The organism is Armatimonadota bacterium (assembly GCA_016789105.1).
Lineage (GTDB): Bacteria > Armatimonadota > Fimbriimonadia > Fimbriimonadales > Fimbriimonadaceae > UphvI-Ar2.
Window position 1 is genome coordinate 73,879 of the sequence record JAEURN010000002.1, and the last position, 11,642, is coordinate 85,520.

10 protein-coding genes and 1 tRNA gene are annotated in these 11,642 nt (G+C 58.5%); 5 read left to right on the plus strand and 6 right to left on the minus strand.

What is annotated here, in order from left to right; translation table 11 throughout:
* Nucleotides 1-368 precede the first annotated feature (368 nt).
* Nucleotides 369-743 carry a hypothetical protein gene (locus JNM28_01190; protein ID MBL8067041.1) on the plus strand — a complete coding sequence of 125 codons (375 nt, stop codon included), beginning with the start codon at nucleotides 369-371 and terminating at the stop codon, nucleotides 741-743.
* Nucleotides 744-862: 119 nt separating this feature from the next.
* Complete coding sequence (locus JNM28_01195) at nucleotides 863-1,786, plus strand: glycosyltransferase family 9 protein (GenBank protein ID MBL8067042.1); 924 nt, start codon at nucleotides 863-865, stop codon at nucleotides 1,784-1,786.
* Nucleotides 1,787-1,825: 39 nt separating this feature from the next.
* Here JNM28_01195 and JNM28_01200 read toward each other — a convergent pair whose 3' ends face one another.
* Genes JNM28_01200 through JNM28_01215 form a run of 4 tightly spaced genes read right to left on the minus strand, consistent with a single transcriptional unit; the run spans nucleotide 1,826 to nucleotide 6,472 of the window.
* Nucleotides 1,826-3,400, minus strand: a complete 1,575-nt coding sequence (locus JNM28_01200; protein ID MBL8067043.1) for an aldehyde dehydrogenase (NADP(+)) — start codon at nucleotides 3,398-3,400, stop codon at nucleotides 1,826-1,828.
* Nucleotides 3,397-4,647 (minus strand): FAD-binding oxidoreductase, encoded by a 1,251-nt coding sequence (locus JNM28_01205; GenBank protein MBL8067044.1) that lies wholly within the window; start codon nucleotides 4,645-4,647, stop codon nucleotides 3,397-3,399. Before JNM28_01205 ends, JNM28_01200 begins: the two co-directional genes overlap by 4 nt.
* On the minus strand, nucleotides 4,644-5,573 hold the full coding sequence (locus JNM28_01210) for a proline racemase family protein (GenBank protein MBL8067045.1): 930 nt from the start codon (nucleotides 5,571-5,573) through the stop codon (nucleotides 4,644-4,646). The genes JNM28_01205 and JNM28_01210 overlap by 4 nt, the downstream gene beginning before the upstream one ends.
* Nucleotides 5,574-5,575: 2 nt before the next feature.
* Nucleotides 5,576-6,472 (minus strand): dihydrodipicolinate synthase family protein, encoded by an 897-nt coding sequence (locus tag JNM28_01215; GenBank protein MBL8067046.1) that lies wholly within the window; start codon nucleotides 6,470-6,472, stop codon nucleotides 5,576-5,578.
* A 48-nt stretch (nucleotides 6,473-6,520) separates the two neighbouring features.
* On the opposite strand from JNM28_01215, the gene JNM28_01220 reads away from it, so the two are divergent.
* The 3 genes from JNM28_01220 (at nucleotide 6,521) to JNM28_01230 (ending at nucleotide 8,309) form a co-directional block, all read left to right on the plus strand.
* Entirely contained in the window at nucleotides 6,521-7,354 is an 834-nt protein-coding gene (locus tag JNM28_01220; GenBank protein ID MBL8067047.1) for an SDR family NAD(P)-dependent oxidoreductase, read from the plus strand.
* Between the two features lie 78 nt (nucleotides 7,355-7,432).
* Entirely contained in the window at nucleotides 7,433-8,068 is a 636-nt protein-coding gene (locus JNM28_01225) for a PEP-CTERM sorting domain-containing protein (protein ID MBL8067048.1), read from the plus strand.
* Nucleotides 8,069-8,234: 166 nt separating this feature from the next.
* Nucleotides 8,235-8,309 (plus strand) — tRNA-Asn (locus tag JNM28_01230).
* A gap of 91 nt (nucleotides 8,310-8,400) precedes the next feature.
* Here JNM28_01230 and JNM28_01235 read toward each other — a convergent pair.
* Complete coding sequence (locus JNM28_01235) at nucleotides 8,401-9,081, minus strand: response regulator (GenBank protein ID MBL8067049.1); 681 nt, start codon at nucleotides 9,079-9,081, stop codon at nucleotides 8,401-8,403.
* Entirely contained in the window at nucleotides 9,074-11,635 is a 2,562-nt protein-coding gene (locus JNM28_01240; protein ID MBL8067050.1) for a sensor histidine kinase KdpD, read from the minus strand. The genes JNM28_01235 and JNM28_01240 overlap by 8 nt, the downstream gene beginning before the upstream one ends.
* Between the last annotated feature and the right edge of the window lie 7 nt (nucleotides 11,636-11,642).

Consider the following 11,642-nt stretch of genomic DNA (forward strand, 5'->3'; position numbering starts at 1 on the left):
AAAGGCTTGCGAATTCCCAGATGAAAGCATCCGATCGGCAAATAACGGGGACATGAGGTTGGCTGAAATGAACCCGGCCACTTTGTCATTCACTTCCACAACCCGGACATATTGGCTGTGGCTGCTAGCACGCTTCGACCCGACATAAGCTTCCAGCAGTCCCCGGGTGGCATCGGCGATGCTCCGACGATCCTACATCACACACAGAATGGCACCCAATGGTTCGATATCCTGAACTTGGAGTGACCTATATTTCACATAACTGACCTTACCTCTCAGAGTCGTTTTGATTTTCCGGAATATCCGGACACAAAATTTTGCCGGCATCCCCAGAATAACAGATGGATGCAGAGCATCCTCCCAAGAAAATGAAACATACACTCGTCATTGCAATGCTCGTTTCCTCGGCTTGGGCCTACGCCGCAAGTCTGGACGTGTTGGTGTATCCGTACAACGACGGCGGGAACTTTAAGGTGGAACTCTTTGAGCGGGGAGCTGCAACCCCAACCAAAGTGGCAAATATCTTCACCACAAATTACTTCCTGTTCACGTGGAGGGACATCCCAGAAAAATATGGACCGTGGTGGTTCCAAAAGCGGGCCTATTTCGTCCGCCTGACCAAGGCCGGGAAATCCAACCAGACCAAAGCGTTTGTGTTTGACAGTAGCTCGGCCAAAATCGACCTGCGATGGAACCACCCGAATCTGCAGCCGTCGTGGTGGAACCTCTCGTTCGTGGAGTAGATTGCCTGAGGCGCCTCTCCAATCGGAGGGGCGCCCTCCACTATGCTGAGAATCGGTCTCACCGGGGATGTAGATCCCCGCTCCAGGTAAATTAGCGGTTCCGCGACCCGCCGCGCACCATGTCCAAACCCAAGGCCCTGCTCATCACCCACCCCGCGCGCCTCGGGGACACCATCCTCAGCATCCCCCTCCACCGGACGCTTGCCGCCAATTACGAACTCCACAGCAACGCCGGCGAACCATACCGATTCCTTTTCGACGAGCTCAAAGGCCAGGTCGCTTTCACCGACCCGCAAGCCCCCAAAACCCTGGGCGAAATCATCAAAAAAGCCCGGGAACTCCGCGCCGAAGGGTTCCAAACCTGTTTCATCCTTCGGCCCTCGTTCCGCTCGGCCTTGCTGTGCAAACTCGCCAAAATTCCCCAACGGGTCGGGGAATGCACCGAAGGCCGCGGGTTCTTGCTCACCCACAAACTTCCCTATTCACCCGACTTGGCCGAATTTGAGCGCATGGACAAGTTCGCCCAATTGGTTGGCCTCAGCACCGATAAAACCGCCCATCTCCCAGCATCGCCCGAATCGCTGACCAAGGCCACGGCGGCTCTCCAAGGGGCCACCGTCGGCATCGTCCCCGGAGGCACGTGGCCCCAAAAACTCATCCCGACCGAAACCCTGCGTCAAACAATCCACCATTTGGTTGCCCAAGGTCACAAGGTCGCCATGCTTGGCGGCCCCGGCGACGAAATCTATTGCAAGCCATTGAAGAAGGAGCCTCTTGTGGATCTTGTGGCCAAATTCAAACTCTCCGAGATGGCCGGGATCCTTAAATCGATCAAACTCCTCATCACCCCCGATGGCGGCCTCAGCCACTTCAGCGTGGCTTGCGGCACCCCGGCCCTGATCGCCTTTGGGCCAACCCCGCACAAGCGGTGGGGGTACCACATCGAACCCCACAAAACCATCGTCGCCCCCGGCAGCAACATGGAGCGGCTCACCTGGGCCGAATTCCAACCCCACGTCGAAGAAATGCTGGCCAAACTATAGAAATTGGGTCTTCAGGATCGCCGGTCGCCGCCCCGGCCTTTACTCCCGGCCCATCACCGAATCCACCCGGCGCCAAATCCCCCGCGGATTCCCGTCCCGTAACTCCTCTGGCAAAATATCCGGCGGGGCCCCTTGCCAGCACACTGGCCGCGCCCACCGAAGGATCGCCGCCCGGCCCACACTCGTGAACCGCGGGTCTGTCGTCGCCGGGTATGGCCCGCCATGGTGCATCGCATCGCCCACTTCAACCCCCGTCGGATACCCGTTGAAGACCACTCGGCCAACCCGATCCACCAATTGGTTGTGAATCCTTCCCGCCAGTTCCTCGTCCAATGCAGCCATCAGAATCGATCCCGTCAGTTGGCCTTCCAGAGCCGCGGCAACTTGCACCATCTCCTCTGGCGACTGACACTTGACCACCAAAGCCGATGGCCCAAAAACCTCCTCATGGAGCCCCCGGTCAGCAATGAATTCTTCCGCCGAAGTCTCAAAAACAACGCCAACGGCCAAACCCGGCACGGTTTCGCCCATCCCGGCAATCCCAACGCCGCTATGCCGGGCCCGGTCCGCAACCCCCTGCGCATAACTATCGCAAATCTGTGGATTCAACATCACACCGGGATCGGCAGACCGGATGCGCGCGGCCACAGATTCCACCAGGTGGTCAAATTGACTGCCGGCCAGGCCAACCAAGATCCCCGGATTCGTGCAAAACTGGCCCACACCCATCAGCAACGACGCCGAAAAGCCAGAAGCCACCCCCTCCAAATCCGACTCCAGGGCCCCCGGAAGGGCAAAAACCGGGTTAACGCTCCCCATCTCGGCAAAAACCGGAACCGGTTCTGCCCGCGCGGCCGCCAAGGCGAACAACGACCGGCCGGCTCGATGGCTCCCTGTGAACCCAACGGCGCGGATCCCCCGGTGCTGGACCAACCATTCGCCGACTTCCACCAACCCGTGGACCATGGAAAAAACGCCGTCTGGCATCCCTTCGCCAACGGCCGCCTTCACAATCGCCCGTCCAACCAATTCGCTCGTTCCCGGATGGCTTGGGTGCGCCTTCACCACCACAGGGCATCCGGCCGCCAACGCACTCGCCGTGTCGCCACCGGCAACAGAAAACGCCAATGGGAAGTTGCTTGCGCCGAACACAGCCACCGGGCCGATCGGCACCAGCATCCGCCGCAGGTCCGGGCGCGGCAGCGGTTGGCGGTCGGGCATCGCCCGGTCGATGCGCGCATCGACCCAACTCCCTTCTTCGGCCACCTCGGCAAACATCCTCAGCTGGGCACAAGTCCGCCCGCGTTCGCCGACGAGTCGGGCCTCCGGGAGTGCGGTCTCTGCCATTGCCCGTCGGATCAGGGCCTCACCGAGCGACTCGATCTCTTCGGCAATGCGCCGCAAAAATCGGGCGCGGGCGGCCCCGCCCAGCCTCCCAAACTTCGATGCGGCTTCAACCGCGCGGCAAACTGCGGCATCCACTTCGTCATGGGTGGCGATGCAAAAGCCCGGCTGGAGTTCTTTACGGGTCGCCGGGTCGATCCCGTAAATCTCATCTTGCCCCTGCCGCGAAGTCCGGGCGCCGATCAGCTGGGATCCCAAATAAGCAATCATCGTGTAAACCTCTCTGGGGACAAGGCGTGGATCGGGACTGTGGGCTTGGCCCCACTCAACGTTTCAGCCACCGCAAGACCCGTCACCGGCCCCAAAGACATCCCCATCATAGCATGGCCAGTGGCCACGAACAGGTTCGAAAAGCCCCCGGCCCGCCCCACGGCCGGCAGGCCATCGGGAAGGCATGGTCGCAACCCAGACCACGTGGCCGCTTGCTCCAACTTGCCGCGAAACTGAGGCAGAACCCCGCCAATCGACCGGCGCATCCCGGCAAGCCGACGGGGGTTGACCTTAGATGACCAGGCACCCAGTTCCATGGTGCCGGCAAACCGGACAGACCCACCGCCCAAAGGAGTGACGGCAACCCGTGCGTCTTCCAGCAAAATCGGCCCATTGAGTTCCACCGGGGGCTTGGCAAGGTCCATGTGCTGACCCTTCCCCGGCACCAAAGGCAGGTCGATCCGCAGCTGCCCAGCCAGCCTCCCGGTCCAAACCCCCGCCGCAAAGACATATTCATCCGCTTCAAACGAAAGCCCGCCGGCTTCCACCCTCGAAATCCGGTGGCCGTTGTGGTGGACGGTATCCACGTCGCACCCCTCGAAAAACCGGATCCCGCGAGCCTGCAAAAACCCGGCCAGCCGAGCCATCACGATGCCCGGATCCAGATGCCCGTCACATCCAAACCACGCCCCACCCGGAGAATTGGCTTCGACGGGGCCAAGTCGGTGCCGCAACAACAAGTCGTCGAGTTTTTGTGCCTCGAGTCCAAAAGAAACGGCCTGGTCGACCAAATGGTGGAGTTCGTGAACGGTCTGCTCTTTGTTAGCAACAACCGTCAATCCCGCGATCTTCGGCATGTCCTGCCAGCCCAGATCGTTGGCCAGCACTTTGTAAAGGCGGCGGCTTTCCAGGTTCAGATCCCGGATCAAGGGGCTCACCCGTTCAACGTGGCCGGCAGTGGCTGCACGCCTGAACAGGAGGCTCCACCGGGCCATTTCTGCCGATGGCCTGATCCCCAGCGGCCCGGCCGGGTTCCACATCAGGCGCATTCCCAGACGCAATGTCCCGGGGGAGGCGAGGGGGACGAAGTGGCTCGGGACGATCAGGCCCGCGTTGCCATGGCTGGTTCCGGCATCGGCTAGTTTGCCCCGCTCCAAAACCGTGACATCCCAACCCCATTCGGACAAATAGAACGCCGAGCAAAGACCAACGATCCCTCCCCCGACCACAACTGCCTTGCCGCTCAAAGCCGGACTCCGGTAAAGCCATGGCGCAACGGGTCGTCAGGGTCGATCACCAACTCTGTTTCAGCCGTGATGTAGGCCCTCCCCCGGATATGGGGGATGCACTCGCCGTCTGTAACCTCCACCCAACCTTCAAAAACGCTCCCGGTCACACTTTCTTGACGCCACACCTTGCCGGGGGCAATCTTGCCGTCCGCATACAGGCAAGCCAACTTGGCGCTGGTCCCGGTGCCGCATGGCGAACGGTCATACGCCAGCCCCGGGCAAAGCACAAAATTTTTGGCCCCGCCAACGGCTGACGAGACCAATTCGATGTGGTCGATCTCCCCACCATCGCTCCCTTTAACCCCTTCGGCAACGAGCTTCCGCCGAATCTCTTCACTCAAAGCGGTCAACGGCCCAAGATTGTCCAGACTGATCTCCAAGCCGTGATCCTGGCAAAGGTAGAACCAGTTTCCCCCCCAGGCGATGTCCCCCGTCACCGTTGACCCGCCCAGGTCGAGCTCTAAACCGGCAACAGAGCGAAATGAGGGAACGTTGGCAAACTCAACTGAACTGTCCGCATTGATCCTCACCCGGACATCGCCGACCGGCGTCTCCAGCACGTGCTCGCCTTCGCCCCAAGTACCCAGAGATCGCAATGTCTCGGCCACACCGATCGTCCCGTGCCCGCACATGTTCAGGAGCCCCATGTTGTTAAAGAACACCACGCCCCACTGGTGCCGGAACCCGGGCACCAGCAATGCCCCCACCAAGATGTCGCTGCCCCGAGGTTCGCAAACGAAAGCCGAGCGCAAATGGTCTAGCCGCGACCCGAAATCAAGCCGGTAATCCGCCATCGAGGACCCCAGCAAACCCAGATCTCCGCCAAAGACGACCCGGGTTGGTTCCCCGCCTGTATGCGAATCGATGGCCCGGAAGCGTTGCATCGTCAACCCAATTGCGGCCGGTCGGCAATCCCCTTCTCGATTACGGCCAAAACACGATCGCGTTCGTCACCTTCTAGTTCCTGTCGAGGGCGCCGGACCCACTCCGAGCCCAAACAAACCGCTTGGATCGCGAGCTTGATGTTTTGGACAAATTTCGTGCCGACATCCAAATGCAGCAACGGCGTGTACCATCGGTAAATCTCTCGCGCCTCATTCCAACGGCCCGCCATCATCAGGTTCCAAAGGTGCTGGTTTTCTTTGGGGAACGCCAATCCGATCCCGGCAATCCAACCGGTCGCCCCCAACAGGGCGCATTCCAGGGCCAAGTCGTCCACTCCAGCAAAAATCGCGTACCGGTCGCCGACCGTGTTGAAGACATCCGTGACCCGTCGGGGGTCTCCGCTCGACTCCTTCACCGCAACGAATTTTTCTTCCAACGCCATTTCTGAAAGCATTTCCGGCGTGATGTCGACCTTGTAGGCCAGCGGGTTATTGTAGATGATGATCGGCCGTTCGCTTGCTTCGGCCACCATCCGGAAGTGCGCCAAAGTCTCCCGGCGATCCGAGTGGTACACCATCGCGGGCAAAACCATAAAGCCGTCAACCCCTTGGCGTTGGGCCGCCCGGACAAAATCGCACGCAAATTCGGTGCTCAATTCGCTCACCCCGCTCACAACCGGGATCCGGCCGGCTGCCACCTCGTTGGCGCAGGCCAAAACCTGCAACTTTTCATCGCGGGTCAGGGTGTTGTTCTCTCCCAGGCTGCCCAGCATCACCAACCCTTGAACCCCGCTTTCGACCACAGCTTCCAAATGTTGGGCGGTCGATTCCAAGTCGAGCTCCCCGCCTTGTTTGAACTGCGTCGTCGCTGCCGGGAAAACCCCACTCCACTTGACCATGGGGAGATGTTACCTATGGCCATTCCGCGCCCCCGTAGACTGTCGGGTATGGGAACGCGCACTTGGTTTGTTACCGGGGCGTCTGCTGGATTGGGACGCACCCTCACCGAAAAACTGCTTGACCAGGGCGAAAGAGTCGTCGCGACCGCCCGCAACCCCGATTCCCTGGCCGACCTCCTCGAACGGTTCCCCGACCGCCTTGCAACCCCTCGGCTGGACGTGACCGAGCAAGCCAGCATCGATGCGGCCGTCCAATCGGCAATCGGCCGGTTCGGGCAGATCGACGTCTTGGTCAACAATGCCGGCTATGGGGTGGTCGGCACGGTTGAAGAAGTCTCCGACGCCGAAGCCCGCCACCAATTCGATGTCAACGTCTTTGGGCTCCTTAACGTATCTCGTCCCATCATCGCCCACATGAGGGCCAACCGGTCTGGGCTTATCTACAACATTTCCAGTATCGCCGGGTTGGCATCCAGCGCCACATTCGCCATCTATTGCGCCAGCAAACACGCGGTGGAAGGCATTTCCGAAGGTCTGGCCGCCAGTGTCAAGCCATTCGGCATCAAAGTCGTCATCATCGAACCCGGTGCGTTCCGAACTCGGTTCCACAACGGCCAATCCATCCGCATGGCGGAAAACCAGATCCCCGACTATGCCGAATTGCGGTCCGGCACCGCAGAGTGGCTCGAAGGGATTGACGGCAACCAGCCAGGCGACCCGGAAAAGCTCTGCGCCGCCCTCATCGCGATGGCAGATGACCCCGAACCGCCGCTTCGGCTGCTTTGTGGCCAAGACGCCTATGACAGGGCGATGGCCAAACTTGATTCCCTGCGGGCCGACTTTGAAAAAAACGCCGAGCTCAGCCGGTCGATGGTCTACTGAAAACCTCGAGCAACTTGGCACGTTTTGTGCCCCGGAACCTCACAGGCTGGCGCAAGGCGCTGGCAATTGAGGTGCATCGTGAACAAAATCCTTCTCACCAGCGCGGCGGCCATGGCCCTTTCGGCCGGAGCCCACGCCGTTAACCTGAACATCCAATCCATGCAGCCCGGTCTGTATCAGACCGTCACCATCAACTTCAACGGGAACAACCAGACCGTTTATGCCGGAGCCCAAAAAGTTTCCATCGACGGGGGTCCGGGCACTTCGCTCTACTGCGTTGACCTCGGACACGCCAATCACTTTGGCGACAGCTACAACGCTAATGTCCAAGGGCTGAACACGTTGAGCAACGGTAACTTGGTCGGCAACCTGATGACCAATTTTTGGAGCACGCTGGACACCTCGACCGAAGCGGCCGCCTTTCAATTGGCCCTTTGGGATGCCGTCGTTGATGGCGGCGACGGATTGAACGCTGGCAATTTCAAAGGGGTCAACGTCTCTGCCGCGCTGTCCAACCAGTTCTCCATCTACAAGGCGGCCATGAACAACGCCGGCCCCGAAAACTTGATGATCAGCGTTTACAACGCTGTTGACCACGGCCCGTACAACAAAGACCACCAAAACCTGATTGGAGCGGAATCCGTGCCCGAGCCCGCCACCATGGCGATCCTCGGAGTCGCCGCGGCTTTTGCCGCCCGCCGCCGCAAACGGTGAGAGTCACTTGGTGCAGGCGGGTCTCCCAAGCTCCCGCCTGCACCATGGCACCCTAGCCGGAGAGCCGTGGGGATCTCAATGGGCCCGATTGTCAATTGCGGCCCGGACTGCTGAAGCAAAACGCCCACATCGCCGATAATCCTAGGGTATCGTTTCGATTCCAAGCTGCCGCTTAGCTCAGTGGTAGAGCAGCTGACTGTTAATCAGCGGGTCGTAGGTTCGAATCCTACAGCGGCAGCCACTAATTTGAACCTAAAGCCGCCAGGTAAGGCGGTTTTTTTGTTAGGTAATCGAACATATGAAAGCATAATTGACAGCAGAGAAACTTAGACTCACCCCCGGATCAAGCGATATCCAACACCGATGTCGGTCTTGATCAAAACCGTAGGTTTGACCTTCTGCCGCAAGTTCGCCATATGAACTCTAAGCGTATGCGTCGAATCTTCGTAGGCTGGCCCCCACACTTCCCGCAAAAGGTGTCTTTGTGTAACCACCCGATCCACGTTTTGGGCAAGGATCGCAAGGAGCTTAAACTCAATTTGAGTAAGGGGCAGCACAGCCCCTCCAATAGATGCAATATGTCCAGCCAGATCAAGTGACAACAAACCCACTTCAATCGTAGACGGTATCGATTGGTCTTGAATCTGGGCGCGTCGCATCGCAACCCGGATTCTCGCCATCAACTCCGCTACCGAAAACGGCTTAGTCAGATAATCGTCCGCGCCGCTATCCAAAGCAGTGACTTTGTCCGAATCTTTTCCCCGTGCAGTTAATACAATCACCGGCACATTCGACCAGGTGCGAAGTTCCCGCAACGCGTCGAGCCCGTCTTGGTCTGGCAAACCAAGATCAAGAAGCACCACTTGGGGATTCTTTCGGGCTATAAGGGTCAGCCCCTCAGCTCCAGTACTGGCTTCGTGGAGTTCAGCTTCTCCATCGCCAAACGATGCTTTCAGGAATCTCCTTATCGCTAACTCGTCTTCGATGACCACAACGCGGATAGGCTCAGACATCGTCAACTTCCTTCCCAAGCGGAACTCTGATTTCAAATTTTGCGCCGACCGGCGAAGGAACCAAATCAATGGTTCCCCCATGCGCTTCGACCGCCGCCTTTGCAATGGCGAGCCCGAGCCCCGAACCCACCGCCCCGCCGCTTTCAAACCGGTCAAAGACGTGCGGTTGTCTGTCCGGCGAAATCCCCGGCCCTAGATCTTCAAACCCAATTACGGCAAAACCTTCGGCTCGACTCAATCGGATCGTTACCACCGTGTCCCGCCCGGCGTGGCGAGATGCGTTTTCCAGCAGGTTGACCAAAACCTGCTCAAACAGCAATCCATCAATTTGCACCATGATCGGCTTGGGGGGAGTTTCAACAACCACCGGCAAATCAAACAGGTCAGCTGACCGGGATATCGCACTCTCAACGACTTCGTCGAGCGTATACCAATCTAGCCTCAAATCGACCTTTCCTTGGATCCGTGTCATGTCGAGCAGGTTGCGCACCAAACGCTCCAGCCGGTTCGATTCTTCCCGGATCGTTGCCGCCAGCTCGCGGCTTTGGCCCGTCAATTCTGGTTGAATTTCAAGGGCAGAAGCCGATCCGGTAATCGAAGCCAGCGGAGTACGCAAATCATGCGACACAGAACTCAACAAGTCGCTTCTCAGCTGTTCCGATTCGGCCTTTAGTGTGGCCTGGTGGGATTCCTTCGCGAACTGGGCCCGTTCAATCGCCGTTGTCAACTGGTTCGCAATCGCCTCAACCAAATGGCGCTTATCAATGCGCCAATCTTCAGCCCGCTCAACCTTCACCGCTATGGCCCCAAAAGTCTTCCCCGATCCCTTCAAAGGCAAATACCATCCCGCCGATCCCGCCAGGGTATTCGTCGTCGATCCCGCTGGCTTGCCGTGTTCGATCACCCATTCGGCAACTGCCCGCTCTTTAACGTCATTATCAAACCCCGATTCAGATTCCCCCAAGACCTTCATCGAACCCGACGAGTCAACCCTCAACACCGCCGCATCCGCCCCGGTCAACGTTCGGATCGCCTCCACTGCCGCTCTTGCCATTTCCGTCTTGCTTCGGGTTGCCGCCAAAGCTTGACTTAACGAATAAAGTGCACCGGTGTTTCGCTCCCTTTCCGAAAGCGCCCGGTTCTGCTCTTTGAGCCGGGCCGTCAAGGAACTCAAAATCATGGAGACCGCAAGCATCACCCCAAATGTGATAAAGTCGCGGAAATCGTTAACGTGCAAGGTATGTCGTGGTTCGGTGAAAAAGAAGTCATAAGCCAATACTGAACCCAATGCGCAAACCATTGAGGAATATCGGTCGTGCCTCAACGACACAGCGACCACGCCAATCAAATACAGCATGATTAGGTTCGCCGGTTGAACATCGGATTCGACCAGAATGCCAAACCATGAACTCGCCGCGACCCAACCCACCGCCTCCAACGAACCCCTCCAATCCCACGAACTACGTCGGGAAACTGACTTCATTCCTTGATTCGCATCGTTTCCCGTCACAACTAAAACATCGATATCCCCGCTTGCCCGAACTGTATGATCGACGACCGATCCAAAGACATACTCCTGCCAGCGAGGCTTGATCGGTTTCCCCATAACGATTGTCGTGACGTTCTCAGATTGGGCATAACGGATAAGTTCTCCCACAATGTCCCCGCCCGCCAGAGTCGCTGTCTTAGCTCCCAGTTGTTCGGCAAGCGTCATTGCCGATTCAAGCTCTACCTTGCCCCGATCTGAAGGCGATTGACGAGGCGACGAAACACTGACCGCCAAAAAGTCCGCCTTCAGACTGGAAGCCAGGCGACGGGAGGCCCGTACGATCCGCCTTGCCATCATGTTTGCAGCAACGCAAACCAAAATGCGCTCACGCGTATGCCAAGGTTCGATTGCCAACTGTGTTCGGCGGGACTTCAGAAGTTCCTCGTCCACGCGCTCGGCTGTATGCCGCAACGCGAGCTCCCGCAATGCCAGCAAATTGCCCTTGGAGAAAAACTGACTGAGTGCCAGCTCAATCTTCTCCGGCGCATAAATCTTGCCCTCGCGCAAACGTTGCTGCAACGCCTCTGGCGGAATGTCAACCAGTTCGATCTCGTCGGCGCGTTCGATAAAAACATCCGGAACCGTCTCTTGAACGAAGACGCCGGTTACCTGGGCAACAATGTCGCGCAAACTCTCGATGTGCTGGATATTAACCGTCGTCCAAACTTCGATTCCTGCGTCGAGTAAATCCTCGATATCCTGCCACCGTTTAACATGTCGCGAACCCGGAGCATTGCTATGGGCAAGCTCGTCGACGAGGCAGATGGCTGGCCCGGCTTCGACGACAGCTTCCACATTGAGCTCTGCCAACAGCACGCCTTTATGCTTGATCATCTTCGGCGAGATGACTTCGAGACCGACGGCTTGGGCAAGAGTATCGGGCCGGTCGTGGGGCTCCAAATAGCCGATAACCACTTCAATCCCTCGCTTCTGGGCGTCCCGTGCATCGGAAAGCATCGCATACGTTTTTCCAACCCCCGCCGCCATGCCCAAATACAATTTCATCCGCCCG

Coding starts and splice junctions, on each gene's coding strand:
- JNM28_01190 (MBL8067041.1), top strand. CDS start 369: ATGAAACATACACTCGTCATTGCAATGCTCGTTTCCTCGGCTTGGGCC.
- JNM28_01195 (MBL8067042.1), top strand. CDS start 863: ATGTCCAAACCCAAGGCCCTGCTCATCACCCACCCCGCGCGCCTCGGG.
- JNM28_01200 (MBL8067043.1), bottom strand. CDS start 3,400: ATGATTGCTTATTTGGGATCCCAGCTGATCGGCGCCCGGACTTCGCGG.
- JNM28_01210 (MBL8067045.1), bottom strand. CDS start 5,573: ATGCAACGCTTCCGGGCCATCGATTCGCATACAGGCGGGGAACCAACC.
- JNM28_01215 (MBL8067046.1), bottom strand. CDS start 6,472: ATGGTCAAGTGGAGTGGGGTTTTCCCGGCAGCGACGACGCAGTTCAAA.
- JNM28_01220 (MBL8067047.1), top strand. CDS start 6,521: ATGGGAACGCGCACTTGGTTTGTTACCGGGGCGTCTGCTGGATTGGGA.
- JNM28_01235 (MBL8067049.1), bottom strand. CDS start 9,081: ATGTCTGAGCCTATCCGCGTTGTGGTCATCGAAGACGAGTTAGCGATA.
- JNM28_01240 (MBL8067050.1), bottom strand. CDS start 11,635: ATGAAATTGTATTTGGGCATGGCGGCGGGGGTTGGAAAAACGTATGCG.